At 63.2% G+C, this 17,379-nt stretch carries 19 protein-coding genes and 1 tRNA gene; 10 read left to right on the top strand and 10 right to left on the bottom strand.

Annotated elements, in window-relative coordinates:
• Positions 1 to 88 precede the first annotated feature (88 nt).
• The 4 genes from QU596_RS04655 (at position 89) to QU596_RS04640 (ending at position 3,130) form a co-directional block, all read left to right on the top strand.
• Complete coding sequence (locus QU596_RS04655; RefSeq protein WP_308517463.1) at positions 89 to 868, top strand: SDR family NAD(P)-dependent oxidoreductase; 780 nt, start codon at positions 89 to 91, stop codon at positions 866 to 868.
• A 1-nt stretch (position 869) separates the two neighbouring features.
• A complete protein-coding gene (gene cysQ / locus QU596_RS04650) occupies positions 870 to 1,694 on the top strand; it encodes a 3'(2'),5'-bisphosphate nucleotidase CysQ (RefSeq protein WP_308517462.1) in 825 nt (274 codons plus the stop codon).
• 393 nt (positions 1,695 to 2,087) lie between these two features.
• Positions 2,088 to 3,011, top strand: a complete 924-nt coding sequence (locus tag QU596_RS04645; protein WP_308517461.1) for a MarR family winged helix-turn-helix transcriptional regulator — start codon at positions 2,088 to 2,090, stop codon at positions 3,009 to 3,011.
• A 43-nt stretch (positions 3,012 to 3,054) separates the two neighbouring features.
• Positions 3,055 to 3,130, top strand: a tRNA-Val gene (locus tag QU596_RS04640).
• 12 nt (positions 3,131 to 3,142) lie between these two features.
• On the opposite strand, the gene QU596_RS04635 is transcribed toward QU596_RS04640, so the two are convergent.
• A complete protein-coding gene (locus tag QU596_RS04635; protein ID WP_308517460.1) occupies positions 3,143 to 3,535 on the bottom strand; it encodes a DUF1801 domain-containing protein in 393 nt (130 codons plus the stop codon).
• 13 nt (positions 3,536 to 3,548) lie between these two features.
• Positions 3,549 to 4,112: a helix-turn-helix domain-containing protein gene (locus tag QU596_RS04630; RefSeq protein WP_308517459.1), complete on the bottom strand. Its 564-nt coding sequence runs from the start codon at positions 4,110 to 4,112 to the stop codon at positions 3,549 to 3,551.
• 90 nt (positions 4,113 to 4,202) lie between these two features.
• Here QU596_RS04630 and QU596_RS04625 point away from each other — a divergent pair, with 90 nt between their 5' ends.
• A complete protein-coding gene (locus QU596_RS04625) occupies positions 4,203 to 4,694 on the top strand; it encodes a DUF6456 domain-containing protein (RefSeq protein WP_308517458.1) in 492 nt (163 codons plus the stop codon).
• Positions 4,695 to 4,751: 57 nt separating this feature from the next.
• Here the strand turns inward: QU596_RS04625 and QU596_RS04620 are convergent, their stop codons facing one another.
• From QU596_RS04620 to rpsF, 4 genes are all read right to left on the bottom strand, one after another.
• Entirely contained in the window at positions 4,752 to 5,288 is a 537-nt protein-coding gene (locus QU596_RS04620) for a hypothetical protein (RefSeq protein WP_308517457.1), read from the bottom strand.
• A gap of 163 nt (positions 5,289 to 5,451) precedes the next feature.
• On the bottom strand, positions 5,452 to 6,063 hold the full coding sequence (rplI, locus tag QU596_RS04615; protein WP_308517455.1) for a 50S ribosomal protein L9: 612 nt from the start codon (positions 6,061 to 6,063) through the stop codon (positions 5,452 to 5,454).
• Between the two features lie 12 nt (positions 6,064 to 6,075).
• Positions 6,076 to 6,300, bottom strand: coding sequence for a 30S ribosomal protein S18 (rpsR, locus tag QU596_RS04610; protein ID WP_308517454.1), 225 nt, complete (start codon positions 6,298 to 6,300; stop codon positions 6,076 to 6,078).
• A complete protein-coding gene (gene rpsF / locus QU596_RS04605) occupies positions 6,300 to 6,707 on the bottom strand; it encodes a 30S ribosomal protein S6 (RefSeq protein WP_308517452.1) in 408 nt (135 codons plus the stop codon). Before rpsF ends, rpsR begins: the two co-directional genes overlap by 1 nt.
• A 135-nt stretch (positions 6,708 to 6,842) precedes the next feature.
• Between rpsF and QU596_RS04600 the strand changes: the two genes are divergently transcribed.
• Complete coding sequence (locus QU596_RS04600; protein ID WP_420030941.1) at positions 6,843 to 8,039, top strand: aromatic ring-hydroxylating oxygenase subunit alpha; 1,197 nt, start codon at positions 6,843 to 6,845, stop codon at positions 8,037 to 8,039.
• On the opposite strand, the gene QU596_RS04595 is transcribed toward QU596_RS04600, so the two are convergent.
• A complete protein-coding gene (locus QU596_RS04595; protein WP_308517451.1) occupies positions 7,972 to 9,312 on the bottom strand; it encodes an APC family permease in 1,341 nt (446 codons plus the stop codon). The genes QU596_RS04600 and QU596_RS04595 overlap by 68 nt on opposite strands.
• 81 nt (positions 9,313 to 9,393) lie before the next feature.
• Between QU596_RS04595 and fabD the strand changes: the two genes are divergently transcribed.
• The 4 genes from fabD to dnaJ all read left to right on the top strand — a co-directional run bounded on the left by fabD (position 9,394) and on the right by dnaJ (position 14,320).
• Positions 9,394 to 10,320: an ACP S-malonyltransferase gene (fabD, locus tag QU596_RS04590; RefSeq protein ID WP_308517450.1), complete on the top strand. Its 927-nt coding sequence runs from the start codon at positions 9,394 to 9,396 to the stop codon at positions 10,318 to 10,320.
• On the top strand, positions 10,321 to 11,061 hold the full coding sequence (fabG, locus tag QU596_RS04585) for a 3-oxoacyl-[acyl-carrier-protein] reductase (protein WP_308517449.1): 741 nt from the start codon (positions 10,321 to 10,323) through the stop codon (positions 11,059 to 11,061). It begins immediately after the preceding gene.
• A 129-nt stretch (positions 11,062 to 11,190) separates the two neighbouring features.
• Positions 11,191 to 13,134, top strand: coding sequence for a molecular chaperone DnaK (dnaK, locus tag QU596_RS04580; RefSeq protein ID WP_308517448.1), 1,944 nt, complete (start codon positions 11,191 to 11,193; stop codon positions 13,132 to 13,134).
• Between the two features lie 70 nt (positions 13,135 to 13,204).
• Positions 13,205 to 14,320 carry a molecular chaperone DnaJ gene (dnaJ, locus tag QU596_RS04575; RefSeq protein ID WP_308517447.1) on the top strand — a complete coding sequence of 372 codons (1,116 nt, stop codon included), beginning with the start codon at positions 13,205 to 13,207 and terminating at the stop codon, positions 14,318 to 14,320.
• Between the two features lie 4 nt (positions 14,321 to 14,324).
• Here dnaJ and QU596_RS04570 read toward each other — a convergent pair whose 3' ends face one another.
• The 3 genes from QU596_RS04570 to radC all read right to left on the bottom strand — a co-directional run bounded on the left by QU596_RS04570 (position 14,325) and on the right by radC (position 17,314).
• Positions 14,325 to 15,170 carry a hypothetical protein gene (locus QU596_RS04570; RefSeq protein ID WP_308517446.1) on the bottom strand — a complete coding sequence of 282 codons (846 nt, stop codon included), beginning with the start codon at positions 15,168 to 15,170 and terminating at the stop codon, positions 14,325 to 14,327.
• Positions 15,171 to 15,250: 80 nt separating this feature from the next.
• Positions 15,251 to 16,576: an adenylosuccinate lyase gene (gene purB / locus QU596_RS04565; protein WP_308517445.1), complete on the bottom strand. Its 1,326-nt coding sequence runs from the start codon at positions 16,574 to 16,576 to the stop codon at positions 15,251 to 15,253.
• A gap of 42 nt (positions 16,577 to 16,618) precedes the next feature.
• Complete coding sequence (gene radC / locus QU596_RS04560) at positions 16,619 to 17,314, bottom strand: RadC family protein (protein WP_308517444.1); 696 nt, start codon at positions 17,312 to 17,314, stop codon at positions 16,619 to 16,621.
• Positions 17,315 to 17,379 lie beyond the last annotated feature (65 nt).

Here is a 17,379-nt window from a genome sequence, read left to right as displayed (position 1 = left end):
CATCGACGATGAATCGTCCGGTCTCCATCTTGAACGTGGGCCCGCCGGCGCATAGGCCGAGCCGAAAGCTGCAGCAGGATAGAGCACGATGGATATTAACGGCGTGGCGGCGGTCGTCACCGGTGGCGCTTCAGGGCTTGGCGAAGCCACGGCGCGCGAATTGGGGCGGCGCGGCGCAAAGGTGGCAGTATTCGATCGCGACACCCAGCGCGGTGAACAGGTCGCCAAGGACATTGGCGGGGTGTTCTGCGAGGTTGACGTAACGTCGGACGAGAAGGTCAAGGTTGCTTTCGAAAAAGCTCGGGCGGCGCACGGCCAGGAGCGCATCCTCGTCAATTGCGCCGGCGTCGCCAACGCAGCGAAGACGGTTTCACGCGACAAGGAAACCAAAGCCGCCAAGGCTTACCCGATCCAACAGTTCGAACTGGCCATCCAGATCAACCTAATCGGCAGCTTCCGATGCCTGGCCACAAGCGCTTTCGGCATGGTTGACCTAGAGCCGCTCGCCGACGGCGAGAAGGGCGTGATCATCAACACGGCCTCGGTCGCCGCGGAAGACGGGCAAATCGGCCAGGCCGCCTATTCCGCGTCCAAGGGCGGCGTGCTGGCGATGGCGCTGCCGATCGCGCGCGACCTCATGAATGAAGGCGTGCGCGTCAACACAATCCTTCCGGGCGTGTTCAAAACGCCCATGGTCGCGATGATGCCGCCGAACGTGCAGGATGCGCTCGGCGCGCAGGTGCCGTTTCCCAAGCGGCTTGGACAGCCTGAAGAGTATGCGCGGCTGGCCTGCTTCATGATCGAAAACGTCTACATGAATGCCGAGGCTGTGCGGCTCGACGGCGGTATCCGGATGGCCCCGCGCTGAGATGGACCGCGCGCGCTTAGTCGAGGCTTTAGCCGAGGCGGCGCGCGAGGCCGGAGAGGCGATCCAGCAGATCGTCCGGCGCGGTTTCGATGTTGAGACTAAGGCTGATCGTTCGCCAGTTACTGAGGCCGACCGCGCGGCCGAGCTAATCATTCTTGCTGCACTCGCGCGCGCAGCGCCGGGCGTGCCCGTGATCGCGGAGGAAGAAGTTGCCGCGGGGCGGGTACCGACACACGGCGATACGTACTTTCTGGTCGATCCTCTCGACGGCACGAAAGAGTTCGTTCGCGGTGGGACGGATTACACGGTCAACATCGGGCTTATCGAACATCGGCAGCCAACCGCGGGCGTCGTCTACGCGCCTGCCACGCTCCAATTGCACGCTGGTGTCGTGGGGACAGGCGCTTGGCTTGAGGCCGACGGAAAGCGCGAGGAAATCCGCACGCGGTCGAGAAGCGAATTGCTAACGGCCGTCGCGTCCAAGTCTCACCTTAACCAGGCGACGATCGACTATTTGGAACGGGCGGCCGGTGGTTGCGGCTATGCGGCCGTCGGGTCCTCGCTCAAATTTTGCATCGTAGCCGAGGGCGAAGCGGACATTTATCCGCGCGCTTCCCCGACCAGCGAATGGGATACCGCCGCAGGGCACGCGGTATTGCTGGCCGCAGGCGGACGGGTCGACGGGCCCGATGGTAACTCGCTTCATTACGGCAAGACGGCTTTCGTCAATCGAGCCTTCGTGGCGACCTCAGGGTGGAAGCCGCCGCGGCTGGAGCCGTATCTCGAACCATTTGCGGGCGGCGGAAATCTACCCGAGGGCCTCTGAATCGAACAAATTGCTCCATTATGGATGCAATCTTCGTCCAGTGATCGATCGGCTAAGTCGCAGTGAGCGAACTTCGAACCGGGCTGCCTCGATTCTTTGATAAAGTTCGCTCGCGAGCTGACGGTCAACGAGCCGCGCTTCCAAGCCGACGAGCGTATCCCGGGCCGCATCCAGAGCTTCAGAAATCTCCGCGAGCCAACGAGCGTTTTCCGCCGCTGGATGTTCGATCGGTACGCTGCACATCTGCTCTCAGGGCCCCCTCGAGCGCTGTAAAACAAGAAATGCAGACTTCCATGTCGATAGGTCCATTTCGGATTTAAAACCGACTAACTTCCATCCAAAATGCCGGTTATCCAGGTCTTGCTCGGACCCGCTCGCCACTAAGGGGCATCCATGGACGCGTATTCGAGCAGCTCAGACGATCTCAATTATTCCGGTGGGTCGGCCCCCGTCTTAATCGCTGCGAGCAGCGGTCGGGCAATGCGCGAAGCAGCGTCGATCATGGATGCCAGCGGGCTGCGAGTCGGCGCTCGGCTTCCTGTCGAAGAAGCGCTAGCACGCATCAGATCGCAGCCGACCACCGCCGCTGTCTGGCTTGAACTGGATCGCGACTGCGGAGAGCCGATGGATGCGCTTCTCAAGCAAGTCGATCACGATGTGTCGCGGGGCTTCTACGCAGCAATCGTCTCCACTTCATCGGAGGTACTCGACGCCGTTAGTGCGAAGATTGGCGATAGCGCTGTCGAACTTATTGTCGACGCCAATGAGGTCGAGCGGACGACTGCGCTGTCTTTGGCATTAGCGCAACGGGGGCGCACGTCTCGCTACGGCGATATAGGGTCGGATCGTAATGCCGAGCGCTTGAGGCAACTGAGTGAGGAAGTCAGCCGGATCGCGAGTACGCTCGCGCGTCTGTCCGTCGGACCAGATACAACGCGTCCTCTCGTCCAACCCATGCCCGCTGGGGACATGCCGGCAGTTTCAATCGAGACGGTACGGCAGGTGATCCGGGCGCGCCGACTTCGGAGCCGCTTTTTCTCTGAGGAGCTCTTCGCGGATCCTGCCTGGGATATGCTTCTCGATCTGTTGCAGGCGGAGATCGCTCAATTGCGCGTGCCCGTGTCCAGCCTGTGCATTGCCGCGTCCGTGCCTGCGACTACTGCGCTTCGCTGGTTGAAGACGCTCGTCGACCAGGGCCTGTTCGTGCGGCGCCCCGATCCTCACGATGGCCGACGTGTCTATGTCGAGCTAGCGCCCGACGCGAGTCACGCAATGAAGCGCTACTTTGCGGAAGTTGGACCGGTCGCGGCGATCTGAGCGACTTGCGGCCCGGCGGCCCGCATGGCAGGGCAGCTCCCGCGGGCGGTTAGCTCAGTTGGTAGAGCATCTCGTTTACACCGAGAGGGTCGGCGGTTCGAGCCCGTCACCGCCCACCAGGTGGCTGGCGATCACCCGCGGCCCTTCGCGCGGTTGAACGCAATCGCCTCGCGAACAAGGTTTGCGAGCGCTCCTTCATCGATCTTGTCGCCTTCCGCAAAATCGATGGCTCGCCGCGTGCCGCCGGCAAGACTCGCATTGAACAGTTTCGCCGGGTCATCGAGTGAGGCGCCGTTGGCGAAGGTCAGCTTAACCGCGCTTTTGTAGACCTCGCCGGTGCAGATCATTCCGTCTAGCGACCAGACGGGCACGCCTGACGGATTGCTCGGCTTCCGCCATTTGATCTCTTCAACGATGTCAGGATCGGCGGATCGGATGACGCTGCGTAGATCGCCCAGCATCGTTCCCCGCCAGTCGCCGATGCCAGCGATCTTACGGTCAATCTCTTCCGATGCTTCCGTCATGTAGCCATCCTGATCAAAGGGTTCGAACCAGCTTTGTCGCCACGGCTAACCAAGGCGGACTTGCCACGATCTGCTGCCGGCCGCCGGCTTCGAGCGGTAGGATCTGCAGCTTGTCGTCGTCACGATTGATGAGGCGCCCGAAGAGAAAGCGGCCGGCGGGGCGGGGGACGAGAACGTCGCGGTTCATCGCTTTTCCATAGTTGGCGGCGTCCAGCGTCTGGCACCATAGCTCGTCGCCAGCGCGATAATCGCCGACGCTTCCGCCGACCAGGACCGCAACCTGCCCTTCGTCGGTGCGCGGAGACACCACGATCGATTCCCTGCGGGGGGCCAGCGCGCCGCCAGCGCCGAGCACCGCCACGACCTTGAGCTCGGCCTTGTCGCCGCCCTCGACCAGGTCCTGTGCCTCCACACCTAATGCTGTCGCGATCCGGTTGAGCCAGCCGACCGACACCGTACGCGTGCCGGTTTCGAGGCGCCCGATCGTTTGCGCAGTGGTTGGGGGCGTGCAGCGCGACGCGACGTCGTCCAGCGTCATCCCACGGGCGCGGCGGACTTCACGAATACGAGTGATCATTGGGCTTCGGTCCAACTAACCATTTAGGTTTTATGACTGTCCTACAGTTTTGCCGATGTGGCAAGCGGGGTTCGTACCGAGGAGACGCGCATGTCCCAAAAACAAACACGGATATTGGAAGAACGTAGAGTCGAGCGCGATGTGGTCAGTGATGGGCGGGGAGACGCATCCTCGCGCTCGGTAACGGTCAACGTCACGGAATCGCCGCTTGGCTGGCTGTTTGCGCGCAAGTTCATCACCCGGCGCGAGTATGAAGCGGGAGAGCGGCTACGCTGCGATTGGGAGCGCGCCCAGCTATCGGAGCGGGTCACCATGTCGTGGGATGCTGCGCCCGTGGCGCGGGGGCGCGGTGGAGCAGCTGGACAGCCTGATCTCAGCGGGAGCCAGATCGATGCCAAGCGCCGGTTCGACAGCGCGATCGCGGCCGCAGGACCCGGACTGACCGACATCTTGTGGCGGATCGTTTGCGCAGGTGAGGGGATGCGCGATGCCGAGACGGCGCTGGGCTGGCCGGCACGGTCGGGCCGACTAGTCCTGACGTTCGCACTCGACCGAGTGGCGGATCATTATGCGATCCGCTGAACAAGAAAGCGCCGCGCCCCTCGCGAGGCGCGGCGCCGTGTTCCAAGACTTGCGCCCTTAGAACGAGCTACCCGAACTGCCCGACCCATCGGTCTGGTTGCTGTCGGAATTGCTGTCGTCTTCGTCGAGGGCGCCCTGGCCCTGTTCGGCGAAGTCGCTGCCGCCAGTCGCGTTTCCGGACGATCCACCTTCCTGCAGATAGTCGCCGGAGCCCGTTCCCTGCGAGCCGATGAAGTTTTCATCGGACGAGCGCGACGAAGAGCCTTCAACGTTTCCGTTGCCGCCAAACTGATCGGCGATCATGCTGTCGCCATCGCCGCTAGACTGCGTCTGGCCGCTGGAGCTTTGACCGCCTGAGCTTTGGCCACCGAAATCGGCACCCTGGCTCATCGTGGTTCCCGAACCGCTTTCGCTGTCGTTTCCACCGATCGGTTGATTGCCCTGGCTCATATTCTGCTGCGAGCCGAGTCCACCACTTTGCTGGCCCTGTTGCTGGCCAAATTCATTCTGCTGGCTCTGTTGGCCTGTCGTCGTCTGCTGGTTCTGCTGGCTTTCGCTGCCGCCGAAATCCTGATCGTCCCGTTCTTCAGCCATTGTGATTACTCCACACGGCCCCCGCATTGCTCTGACCGTTAAACAAGCGTTGGCGAGCAGACGTTCCTACGGCTGATAGGCCTATGCGACGAACGGCTCGGCGCACGAAAAAGGGCCGCCGATCATGCGACCGGCGACCCTCATTTTCTTAGCCGCGGGCGAGTCAGGCCTGCCCGGCTTCGCCCTCGGCCGCAGCCGGCGCTTCGGTCGGCGTTTCCGCCGTCGCGCCCGGTTCGGCGTTCGGATCGTAGGCCTCGGTGAAGCCGGCGTCGTCGCGCTCGAACATCTGCGCCATGACGTCGACGCCCTGCGCCTGCAGCTCGGCTTCTTCCGGCGAGCGAGCGACGTTCACCTTGACGGTGACGGCCACTTCCGGGTGAAGCGCGATTTTCACGTCGTACATACCGATCGCCTTGATTGGACGATCCAGGACAACCTGGCTCTTCGTCACGTGCGCACCTTCGGTTTCCAGCGCCTCGACGATGTCGCGAGCGCTTACCGAACCGTAGAGCTGGCCGGTGTTCGACGCCTGGCGGATGAGCTGAACGGTCTTCCCGTCGACGCCCTTCGACGCCTTCTCGGCATCGCCGCGGCGGTTCGCGTTCTCTTCCTCGATGCGCGCACGATTGGCCTCGAAGACCTTGCGGTTGGCTTCGTTGGCACGCAGCGCCTTCTTGTTGGGCAGAAGGAAGTTGCGGGCGAACCCGTCCTTGACCTTCACCACGTCGCCGATGGCGCCGAGCTTCTCGACACGCTCAAGCAGAATGACTTCCATTGTGAGCGCTCCTTACTTCACGACGTAGGGAAGCAGGCCGATGTGGCGCGAGCGCTTGATCGCCTTCGCCAGCTCACGCTGCTTCTTGGAAGAGACGGCGGTGATCCGCGACGGCACGATCTTGCCGCGCTCGGACACGAAGCCCTGAAGCAGGCGCACGTCCTTGTAATCAATCTTCGGCGCGTCCTTGCCCGAGAAGGGGCACGACTTGCGGCGGCGGAAAAATGCGCGGGCCATTATTCGACCTCCTCTTCACGGTTGGCGCGATATTCGCTGCGGTCACCGCGGTCGTCGCGGCGCGGGCCGCGCTCGCGGTCCTTTTCGCCACGGCGCATCATGGCCGACGGGCCCTTTTCATGCTCGTCAACGCGCAGGGTAAGGAAGCGGATGATGTCTTCGTTGATGTTCGACTGACGCTCCAGTTCGGCGATCGCCGCGGCCGGGGCATCGATGTCGAGCGCGACGTAGTGCGCCTTGCGGTTCTTCGCGATCCGGTACGCGAGGCTGCGCAAGCCCCAGGTCTCGGTCTTGGCGATCGATCCGCCATTGTCGGTGATGATCTTGGTGGCGTTTTCCGCGAGTGCATCGACCTGGGCCTGAGCCAGATCCTGACGCGCAAGGAAAACATGCTCGTAGAGCGGCATGTGTTCTCGTCCATGTTGGCCGATCGCTGACGCCGCCCAATGCGGACGCCCCTCCGGCTGTCGTTCAAAATAAACAAGCGCGAAAGGCCAAGCCTCTCGCGCCAGCGGTGGGCCCATTGCCGCAAAGTGACCGAAATGGCAAGGCTTGCAGCGATGGCGACACAGCTGAAGCCGGTGAGCACGAGCTCCGATCCGCTCGACGGCATGAGCCTGCCTGGTTGGCTGTATCGTGATCCGGAATTTCTCGAAGCGGAGAAGGCGGCGTTCCTTCGAGCGGCGCCTCAGGTGGTGTGCCATGAGAACGAGATTCCGCAGCCGGGAGAATGGCGGAGTCTGGAATATCTTGGCGAGAGCGTCATCGTCATCCGCGGTGACGACGGCCAGGTCCGGGCTTTTTCGAACGTCTGCCGGCACCGCGGGTCGCGGCTGGTCGATGGCAACGGCGGCTGTGCTCGGGTGTTGACCTGTCCGTACCACGCGTGGAGCTATGCGCGGGACGGGCGGCTGGTCGGTGTACCGCATCGCAGTGAGTATCCCGACCTTCGGACCGAGGAACTCGGGTTGGTGCCCGTCGCGCTGGAGAAGTGGCACGGATTTCTGTTCATCTCGCTCGAGCCGGGCGCGCCGTCGGTCGCGGAGATGATGGCGCCCTACGAGGCCGAGGTCGCGCCATACCGGTTCGAGCACCTGCGAGCGATTGGGCGGGTTACGCTGCGTGAGCGGCCGCTCAACTGGAAGACGATCGCGGACAACTATTCTGACGGGCTGCACATCCCCGTCGGGCATCCGGGACTGACGCGGCTGTTCGGACGCAATTATCGCATCGAAGCGCGTGAGAATGTCGACCGGATGGAGGGCGATCTGGTCGAAGCGGCTTCGACGAATCCGAGCGAGCGTGCCTACCAGGAGCTGTTGCCGGCCGCGGAACATCTGCCGGCGAGCCACCAGCGCAAGTGGCTCTATTACAAGCTGTTTCCAAATGTCGCCTTCGACATCTACCCCGACCAGGTCGATTTCATGCAATTCCTGCCGGTCAGCGCGACTGAGACGGTGATCCGCGAGATCAGCTATGCTTTACCGGACGACCGGCGCGAGATGCGCGCGGCGCGCTACCTGAACTGGCGGATCAATCGCCGCGTAAATGCCGAGGACACCGAGCTGATCACCCGCGTCCAGCTCGGCATGCAGTCGTCGAGCTATCGGGCGGGACCGCTGGGGACGAGCGAGGTCTGCCTGCGGAGCTTCGCGCAGAAACTGCGAAAACTCATCCCCGAGGCGCGGTTGGACTCGCCTCCGCCGACCGGCTGGAGCCGTTTAGCCAACGCGAGATAGCGCGGATTGGCAAGCCGATCAGCGCCAGCCCGAAGCCCCATAACGTGGCTTCGAGGCCCGCCCCGATGAACATCGCGATCGAGTAAAAGACGCCAATCACCGCGATGATCGCCCAGCGACCGACCACCTTCAGCTTGAGCGCGGCGGCCGCGCAGACGATGTAAAGCACCAATGCGGCCACGGTCGAAACCAGCGTGATGAACACGTAAAGCGCAACGAAGTTTTTCGACGAGCTCGCCAGCACCAGCAGTGCCGAAATCGCGGCTACGATCAGGATCGCGCCGACTGGCGCACCAACCCGGTTCGTCTTTCGAAAGACCGGAGGAAGGTCCCGGGCGCCGGCAATGGTCCGGCTGATCTCAGCAGCGAATAGCAACAAGGCGTTGGCCGTCCCGAACGCGCTGATCGCCGCGATAACGGCCACGACGGCTCCAGCCAGGGGCCCGAGGATCGGCGCGATTGCATCGGCGAACGGTGCGCCGCTTTTTGCTGCCAAAGCGCTGGGCAGGAGCATCAGAGTCGCCACGGTCGAGAGAAGATAGATTACCGCCGTAAAGCCGGTCCCGACGATGGTCGCCGTGGGCACCGTAGAGGTTGAATCACGCGTGACGTTCGCGGTGACGGCAGCGGCTTCGAAGCCTGTGAGCGAGAAGAGCATTAGCGCGCCCGCGATGGTGATGGCGCTGACGTTGATCGGCGTAGGCTCCAGTGGTTCGAGCGGCTGGCCGGTTCCCAATCGCACGAGCACGAACAAAACGACCGCCAGCAGCGGCACGATTTTGATCAGCGTCGCGATGACCTGGAGCACGCCGGCCGAACGGGCGCCGCGAAGGTTCACGAGGCTAAGGATCACGATCGAGCCTAGCGCGACCGCGATAAGGCCCGGGCCGGAGCCGACCTGTGGAACCACATGGCTCAACGCCCCGGCGATCGCCACCGCAACACCTGCCACGCCGGTAATCTGCGAGACGACGTAGCTCCACAAGGTCAGGAAGGCTGCGGTCTCGCCAAAGGCTTCCGTCACATAGGCGAAAGGGCCGCCCGGGATCTGCGCCGCGAGACGGGCGAGGCAGAAGGCGAGGCACATCGTTCCGAAGCCGGTCAGCAGGAAGGCGATGACCAAATTGTAGCCGTAGGGCGCGAGCGTGGTCGGCAGTAGGTAAATGCCCGACCCAACCATCGTCCCGACCACCATTGCCGCGCTCATCCACTTGCCGAGCATCCGCGATGCGGGCTCGGGATGGGTGTCGATGCTGATGCTGTGGTCGGTCATGCGCGTCCGCTTTGCACCCCCGGGCAGGGTTGGCAATCCAAGCCCTTGGGCCTAGGCCGCGCGCCAAATCAGGGGAGTAAGATGCGCGCTTTCATTTTTCCGGGGCAGGGGAGCCAGGCCATCGGCATGGGCGCTGCGCTGGCCGAAGCGAGCCGGCCAGCCAAGGACGTCTTCGCGGAGGTGGACGAAGCACTCGGTCAGAACCTGTTCCGCCTGATGCGCGAAGGACCGGACGACAAGCTGAAGCTCACCGAGAATGCGCAGCCGGCGATCATGGCGCATTCGATCGCGGTGCTCAGGACGCTGGGCGTCGATCTTGCGGGCGTCGCAAACTTCGTCGCGGGCCACAGCCTTGGCGAATATTCCGCGCTCTGCGCCGCGGGCGCGTTCGATCTTGCCACGACGGCCAAGCTGCTGAAGCTTCGGGGTCAGGCGATGCAGCAGGCGGTGCCGGTCGGCGAGGGCGCGATGGCTGCCCTGCTGGGCGCTGATCTCGTTCTCGCTCAGAAGATTGCCGACGCGGCAGAGCGAGGCGAGGTCTGCACCGTCGCCAACGACAACGATCCGAGCCAGGTGGTGATATCAGGCCACAAAGCCGCGATCGACCGGGCGATCGAGATGGCCAAGGACATGGGTGCGAAGCGCGCGATCGCCCTGCCGGTTTCGGCACCTTTTCACTGCCCGCTGATGCAGCCTGCGGCCGACGCTATGCAGGATGCATTGAGCTACGTCGTCGTCGAGACGCCTGCCGTTCCGCTGTTCGCCAATGTAACGGCGCAGCCGACGACCGATCCTGACACTATTCGCACGCAGCTCGTCGAGCAGGTCACCGGCATGGTCCGCTGGCGGGAAAGCGTCGCCAACATGTTCAACGCCGGCGTCCACGAGTTCGTCGAGGTCGGCGGCAAGGTCCTGGGTCCAATGGTCAAGCGCATCGCGCCCGACGCCAAGGTGACGAGCGTCGTCACCATCGAAGATATCGAAGCGATGGCGAAGGAGATTGCATAGATGTTCGATCTGACCGGCATGACGGCGCTGGTGACGGGCGCCAGCGGCGGCCTCGGCAGCGCCATTGCGAAAGCGCTTGCGGGGCAGGGTGCTCGTCTAGCGCTTTCGGGGTCCAACGCGGAGAAGCTGACGGCATTCCGCGCGGAGCTGGGTGGCGATCACATCGCAGTCCCAGCCAACCTCTCGGATCCGCTGGCCGTCGACAACCTCGTCCCAGCAGCCTTGGCGGCACTCGGCGGCAAACTCGACATTCTCATCAACAATGCCGGCGTCACCCGCGACAATTTGCTGATGCGAATGAAGGATGAGGAATTCGAGGAGGTCATTCGCATCAACCTCGAAGCCGCGTTCCGGCTGATGCGCGCGGCGGCCAAGCCGATGATGAAGGCGCGCTTCGGCCGCATCATCTCGATCACCTCGGTCGTTGGCGTCACGGGCAATCCGGGTCAAGCCAACTACGTTGCGTCGAAGGCCGGTCTTATCGGCATGACCAAAGCGGTGGCGCAGGAGCTTGCCAGCCGCAACGTTACCGCCAACGCGATCGCGCCGGGCTTCATGACCTCGGCCATGACCGATGCGCTAAACGAGCAGCAGCGCGCGGGCATTCTGTCGCGCATCCCGATGGGGTCCATGGGCAGTGGCGACGACATCGGCGCGGCGTGCGTCTACCTGGCCTCGAAGGAAGCCGGTTACGTCACCGGCCAGACACTTCACGTCAACGGCGGGATGGCGATGCCGTAAGCGCAATTTGCGCTTCGTTGCGGCGCTCCTTGTCGCTCATTTCATCGCACCTATATCCCTCTCACAAAATCAACATTTCGGCCGCCTTTAAGGGGCCGAGTGGGGCTGAAGAGAGAGGGTAGAGAAAACATGGCCAAGGTCATTGGAATCGACTTGGGCACGACCAACAGCTGCGTCGCCGTCATGGAAGGCGGCAAGCCGAAGGTCATTGAGAACAGCGAAGGCGCGCGCACCACGCCTTCCGTCGTCGCTTTCACAAAGGACGGCGAACGGCTGATCGGCCAGCCGGCGAAGCGCCAGGCGGTCACCAATCCCGACAATACGATTTTCGCGGTGAAGCGCCTGATCGGGCGCCGGTTCGACGATCCCATCACCAAGAAGGACACCGAGCTGGTGCCCTACAAGATCGTCAAGGGCCAGAACGGCGACGCATGGGTCGGGGCCGGCGGCAAGGATTATTCCCCGTCGCAGATCTCGGCCTTCATCCTGCAGAAGATGAAGGAAACGGCCGAAGCCTATCTCGGCGAGACGGTCACCCAGGCGGTCATCACTGTTCCCGCTTACTTCAATGACGCGCAGCGCCAGGCGACCAAGGACGCCGGACAGATTGCGGGTCTGGAAGTGCTGCGTATCATCAACGAGCCGACCGCGGCCGCGTTGGCCTATGGTCTGGAAAAGGACGACGGCAAGACGATCGTCGTTTACGATCTTGGCGGCGGCACGTTCGACGTGTCGGTGCTTGAGATTGGCGACGGCGTGTTCGAGGTGAAGTCGACCAACGGCGACACCTTCCTCGGCGGCGAAGACTTCGATGCCAAGATCGTCAATTACCTGGCCGACAAGTTCAAGGCGAAGGAGAACATCGACCTTCGCACCGACCGGCTCGCGCTGCAGCGGCTGAAGGAAGCTGCCGAAAAGGCGAAGATCGAACTGTCGTCGGCGCAGACGACCGAGGTCAACCAGCCGTTCATCACCGCCCGCATGGAAGGCGGCGCGACGACGCCGCTTCACCTCGTCGAGACCATTACCCGCGCGGACCTGGAGAAGCTGGTGGCGGATCTGGTCGAGCGGACGATGGAGCCGTGCAAGAAGGCGCTCAAGGATGCGGGCATCGACGCCAAGGGCGTGGACGAAGTCGTCCTGGTCGGCGGCATGACCCGCATGCCGCTGGTCCGCGAGAAGGTGAAGGAGTTCTTCGGCAAGGATCCGCATACCGGCGTGAACCCGGACGAAGTCGTCGCCATGGGCGCGGCGATCCAGGCCGGCGTTCTGCAGGGCGACGTCAAGGACGTGCTGCTGCTGGACGTGACCCCGCTGTCGCTGGGCATCGAAACGCTGGGCGGCGTGTTCACCCGGATGATCGACCGCAACACGACGATCCCGACCAAGAAGAGCCAGGTCTTTTCGACTGCCGAGGATAATCAGAATGCGGTGACCATCCGCGTCTTCCAAGGCGAGCGTGAGATGGCGGCCGACAACAAGGTGCTCGGCCAGTTCGATTTGGTCGGCATTCCGCCGGCGCCGCGCGGCATTCCGCAGATCGAAGTCACCTTCGACATCGACGCCAACGGCATCGTGAACGTGTCCGCCAAGGACAAGGGCACGGGCAAGGAACAGCAGATCCGCATCCAGGCTTCGGGCGGGCTCAACGATTCCGACATCGAAAAGATGGTCAAGGAAGCCGAGCAGTTTGCTGAAGAGGACAAGAAGCGGCGCGCTGCGGCCGAAGCCAAGAACAATGCGGAAAGCCTGATCCACTCAACCGAGAAGCAGCTCGCCGAACATGGCGACAAGGTTTCGACCGAGGTCAAGGAAGAGATCGAGAAGGCGCTGGCCGAAGCGAAAACTGCGGTCGAGAGCGGCGACGCCGATGACATGCAGCAGAAGACGGCGGCGCTGACCCAGGCGGCGATGAAGCTCGGCCAGGCGATGTACGAGCAGCAGCAGGCGCAAGCCCAGCAGACCGGCGGTGAAGCCGGCGCGTCGGGCGAAGCAGGCGGCGAGCAGCCGGGCCAGGAAGAAGTCGTCGACGCGGAATTCTCCGAAGTCGACGAAGGCGAGAACAAGGCCTGATGACCTGGCGCGGTCTCTCGGAGAGCGGAGAGGCCGCGCCTCGTCCAGTTGCGCGTAACGGGGAATAAAGATGGTCGAGCAGGACTATTATGAACTGCTGGGTGTTGCCCGCGGTGCGGACGACGCCACGATCAAGTCCGCGTACCGGCGGATGGCCAAGGAATGCCATCCGGACCGGCACCAGGGCTGCCGCGACCAGGAAGCGCGGTTCAAGTCGATCAACGAAGCCTATGACGTCCTGAAGGACCCGCAGAAGCGCGCCGCCTACGACCGATTTGGCAAGGCGGCGTTCCAGAACGGCGGCGGCGGGCATGATCCGTTTGCCGAAGCCGGGTTCAACGGATTCTCCGATATCTTCTCGACCATTTTCGGCGAGTTCATGGATCCGCGGGCGCAGCAGAATGCCGCGCGCGGTGCCGATCTTCGCTACGACCTCGAGCTAAGCCTGGAAGATGCTTTCACGGGCAGCGAGCAGACGATTACAGTCCAGGCCAACGCGACGTGCGAGCAGTGCGGTGGGCGCGGGTGCATGAAATCGGACAGCTGTGCGAGCGCATGTCAGACATGCGGCGGCATGGGCAAGGTACGCGCGCAGCAAGGTTTCTTTGTAGTGGAGCGCGGTTGCCCGACTTGCCGGGGTTCCGGCGAAGTGATCGCGGATCCGTGCACACATTGCCATGGCGAAGGCCGGGCGATGACCCAGCGAAAGCTGGCCGTGAAAATCCCGGCTGGCGTCGACGAGGGTACGCGCATTCGCGTCGCGGGCGAGGGCGAGGCCGGTGTTCGCGGTGCTGCCAGTGGTGACCTTTATCTCTTCGTCCACATGAAGCGGCATCCGATCTACGGCCGCGAGGGGACGACGCTGGTTGCCGATTGCCCAGTCAGCTTCACGACTGCAGCGCTCGGGGGAAGCATAAGCCTTCCGGGGATCGATGGTCATAAGGTTGATCTAAAAATCCCCGCCGGCATTCAGTCTGGCGAGCAATTGCGCCATCGCGGTGCGGGAATGAGCGTTCTGAACGGCCGCGGCCGCGGCGATTTGGTCGCGCGCATTCTGGTCGAGACGCCGACGCGGATGAGCGCGAAGCAAAAGAAGATACTCGAGGAGTTCCGCGCCACCGAGACTGGCGACGAATGTCCCGCGTCGAAGGGTTTCTTCGGCCGCGCACGGGATATGTTCGGCTAACGCGCTAGCCGTCTATCTCGAGTCGCAATCCGAACATCTGGGCGAACAGTTCCGCGGCTGCATGGAGTTCGAGGCTGCTTGGCCGTGGCACCCGGCTGTCGCAGCGAAATTCACCGTAGAGGCCCCGCGCCTCGAAAGGCAGGCGCATCGCGGCGCGAACGCCGGAGCGGGCGAGACTTGACCGCGTCCCGTCGCCAAGGCCGGCCATCAAGGCATGATCTGCAGCCGCGCTCTTTGTTTCTCGGGGAAAAAGCCTGACTGTCGGCGCATCTGCGTCGGCCATGATAGGCGGAATATCGGCAACGTCCTCCGCGGGGCCGGGAAACAGGCCGCGGCTGCTTTCAGCGTAGCTGTCTCCCAAGCGCAGGATCACCCGATCGTAGCCCGTCAGTGCCCGCATGCGTCGTGCACCGCCATCCAGCAAAGCCTGTCCATGAGCGCCTGACAGTCCGGCGATCAGGCCGCCCACCGTGCCGAAATGCTCGCCGAACGTCCCCTCGGTTGGGACTGCTTCCAGCAATACGCGGCCTTGCGCCAACTGAAACGCTACGTCGACGAGGTCCGGATCATCCGTCAGCCGGATCGCGTAGGCGCGCCCAATGCCCGTGGTGCCGCTCAGTCGTGAGAATAGATTGCGGATGTCGTGGAGCGCCTGGCCGTGCACGAACCGACCGAGCGGTTCATCGATTAGCGTGACGTGAGATTCGCCGAGAAGATGATGGATGTTTTCGGACGCTCGCCGGACGATCCAATCGGGCGACAGCTCGAGAAAGTAAGTGCCCGTCTGCACTCCCTCAGGCGTCGGCATGGCCGCAGCTACTCGCTCTATCGTCTCGTCAATCGCGTTCATCGGCCCCCCGGCAGATTCGGCGATCCGATTAGACCCCGATTCCTGCTCCGCGGTCAAGAATCTTGCTTGATGCTAGGCACTTAGGCCGTCGGTTTGAACACCCGATCGAAAATCCCATCGACGTTCTTCAGGTGGTGTTGAAGATCGAACAGCTCTTCGAGTTGCGCGTTCGACAACCGCGAGGTCACCTCAGCATCGCTCTTGAGCAATTCAAGCAACGACAGCTGGCCGTCCGATTCCCATACCTTCATCGCATTGCGCTGGACGAGCGCATAACTGTCCTCGCGGCTCATCCCGGCCTGAGTGAGCGCAAGGAGGACACGCTGGGAGTGAACCAGACCACCCATTCGGTCCAGATTCTTCTGCATCCGCTCCGGATAGACGAGCAGCTTGTCGACCACGCCGGCTAGGCGCGCCAAGGCGAAGTCGAGTGTGATCGTTGCGTCGGGGCCGATGAAGCGCTCGACCGAAGAGTGCGAGATATCCCGCTCATGCCACAGAGCGACGTTCTCGAGCGCGGGCGTCACTGCGCTGCGCACCATGCGCGCGAGGCCGGTCAGGTTCTCGGTCAGCACCGGGTTCCGCTTGTGCGGCATGGCCGAGCTGCCCTTTTGCCCGGGCGAGAAATATTCTTCCGCTTCGAGAACCTCAGTCCGCTGCAGGTGACGAATTTCGGTCGCCAGCCGCTCGATCGATGACGCGATAACGCCCAATGTTCCGAAGAACATGGCGTGGCGATCGCGCGGAATCACCTGGGTGGAGATCGGCTCCGCGGTTAGCCCGAGCTCGGCAGCGACATGCTCTTCGACCGCGGGGGGGACGTTGGCGAAGGTACCGACTGCACCGGAGATCGCGCAGGTCGCAACATCGTCCCGCGCCGCAATGAGCCGCTCGCGATTGCGCGCAAACTCTGCGTAAGCCTGGGCCAGCTTAAGACCGAAGGTGGTCGGTTCGGCGTGAATGCCGTGACTGCGCCCGATGGTCGGCGTCAGCTTATGTTCGAAGGCCCGCCGTTTCAGTACCTCAAGCAACGCATCGAGGTCGGCGATCAGCAGATCTGCGGCCTGCTTCAGCTGAACCGCGAGGGCCGTGTCCAGCACATCGGAGCTCGTCATGCCCTGATGCAGCCAGCGCCGCTCCGGGCCCAGCTTCTCGCCGGCCCAGGTCAGGAAAGCGATGACGTCATGCTTCGTGACCGCCTCGATTGCGTCGATTGCCTCAATATCGATCTCGCCCAGGGCATTCCGGTCGTAAGCGGCCCGGATCGTCGCGGCATCGTCGGCGGGAATCATCCCGATCTTGCCCATCGCCTCCGCGGCAAAGACCTCGATCTGCCACCAAATCCGGTAGCGGTTTTCGGCTGACCAGATGGCGGTCATGGCGGGGCGGGAATAGCGAGGGACCATGGCTAGGGCGGCTAGCAGAGGGGCCGCAGCGCATCAAACCCGCTACATCAGCCCCATCGCGCGCATGCTGGTCCGTCCTTGGGTGCCGACGACGACGTGATCGTGGACGGTAATCTTCATATGCCGGCCAGCGTCGACGAGGTCGCGCGTGAGACGAATGTCTTGCGTCGATGGCGTCGGGTCGCCGCTGGGATGGTTGTGAACGATAATGAGCGCCGTAGCGCCCAGCGCGATGGCGCGGGCGATGACTTCGCGCACATGGACTGACGCCTCGTCCACGCTTCCCTGCCACAACGCTTCATTGGCAAGGAGCATGTTCTTGGCGTTGAGGAAGAGCACGCGAACCTCCTCGGTTCGCCGATGGGCCATTTGCGCGTGAAGATAATCGTTAAGGGCGTCCCAGCTCGACAGCACCGGCTGCCCCTCGATCCTGGTTTCAAGCATGCGAAGCGCCGCGGCCTCCGCGATCTTGAGCGCCGCAATCGTGGCGTCAGAAAGCCCCTCGCGCCGTAGCACGTCGGCATTGGCCTGGAGCAACGGTCCGATTCCACCGAAATCCCCGAGTAACCGTTTCGCCAACGGCTTCGTGTCGACCCGCGGGATGGTGAGGGTAAGCAGATACTCCACCAGCTCGTAATCGTGGAAGCCGCCAGCGCCGGCACTCAGCAGGCGGTCGCGCAGACGCCCGCGGTGGCCGCCGACCTTGCTGTTTCGTGAAGTGGGGACGTGCTCGTTCATGCCACCGATCGCTGGTCCGTCCGAGCGTGACCATAAGACCACAGAAAGCTGCGGGTTGGCTAGGG

The sequence above is a fragment of the Sphingomonas flavescens genome, assembly GCF_030866745.1.
Taxonomy (GTDB): domain Bacteria; phylum Pseudomonadota; class Alphaproteobacteria; order Sphingomonadales; family Sphingomonadaceae; genus Sphingomicrobium; species Sphingomicrobium flavescens.
The sequence above is the reverse complement of the archived record's forward strand: the minus strand, read 5'-3'. Positions and strand labels throughout refer to the sequence as shown.

Excerpts from the sequence above, each read along its gene's own strand:
- QU596_RS04635 (WP_308517460.1), bottom strand. The coding sequence starts at position 3,535 with ATGACGGAAGCATCGGAAGAGATTGACCGTAAGATCGCTGGCATCGGC.
- QU596_RS04645 (WP_308517461.1), top strand. The coding sequence starts at position 2,088 with ATGGACGCGTATTCGAGCAGCTCAGACGATCTCAATTATTCCGGTGGG.
- QU596_RS04620 (WP_308517457.1), bottom strand. The coding sequence starts at position 5,288 with ATGGCTGAAGAACGGGACGATCAGGATTTCGGCGGCAGCGAAAGCCAG.
- QU596_RS04595 (WP_308517451.1), bottom strand. The coding sequence starts at position 9,312 with ATGACCGACCACAGCATCAGCATCGACACCCATCCCGAGCCCGCATCG.
- purB (WP_308517445.1), bottom strand. The coding sequence starts at position 16,576 with ATGGTCCCTCGCTATTCCCGCCCCGCCATGACCGCCATCTGGTCAGCC.
- dnaJ (WP_308517447.1), top strand. The coding sequence starts at position 13,205 with ATGGTCGAGCAGGACTATTATGAACTGCTGGGTGTTGCCCGCGGTGCG.
- cysQ (WP_308517462.1), top strand. The coding sequence starts at position 870 with ATGGACCGCGCGCGCTTAGTCGAGGCTTTAGCCGAGGCGGCGCGCGAG.
- rpsF (WP_308517452.1), bottom strand. The coding sequence starts at position 6,707 with ATGCCGCTCTACGAGCATGTTTTCCTTGCGCGTCAGGATCTGGCTCAG.
- fabG (WP_308517449.1), top strand. The coding sequence starts at position 10,321 with ATGTTCGATCTGACCGGCATGACGGCGCTGGTGACGGGCGCCAGCGGC.
- fabD (WP_308517450.1), top strand. The coding sequence starts at position 9,394 with ATGCGCGCTTTCATTTTTCCGGGGCAGGGGAGCCAGGCCATCGGCATG.
- QU596_RS04570 (WP_308517446.1), bottom strand. The coding sequence starts at position 15,170 with ATGAACGCGATTGACGAGACGATAGAGCGAGTAGCTGCGGCCATGCCG.
- radC (WP_308517444.1), bottom strand. The coding sequence starts at position 17,314 with ATGAACGAGCACGTCCCCACTTCACGAAACAGCAAGGTCGGCGGCCAC.
- rplI (WP_308517455.1), bottom strand. The coding sequence starts at position 6,063 with ATGGAAGTCATTCTGCTTGAGCGTGTCGAGAAGCTCGGCGCCATCGGC.
- QU596_RS04600 (WP_420030941.1), top strand. The coding sequence starts at position 6,843 with ATGGCAAGGCTTGCAGCGATGGCGACACAGCTGAAGCCGGTGAGCACG.
- QU596_RS04625 (WP_308517458.1), top strand. The coding sequence starts at position 4,203 with ATGTCCCAAAAACAAACACGGATATTGGAAGAACGTAGAGTCGAGCGC.
- QU596_RS04630 (WP_308517459.1), bottom strand. The coding sequence starts at position 4,112 with ATGATCACTCGTATTCGTGAAGTCCGCCGCGCCCGTGGGATGACGCTG.
- rpsR (WP_308517454.1), bottom strand. The coding sequence starts at position 6,300 with ATGGCCCGCGCATTTTTCCGCCGCCGCAAGTCGTGCCCCTTCTCGGGC.
- dnaK (WP_308517448.1), top strand. The coding sequence starts at position 11,191 with ATGGCCAAGGTCATTGGAATCGACTTGGGCACGACCAACAGCTGCGTC.
- QU596_RS04655 (WP_308517463.1), top strand. The coding sequence starts at position 89 with ATGGATATTAACGGCGTGGCGGCGGTCGTCACCGGTGGCGCTTCAGGG.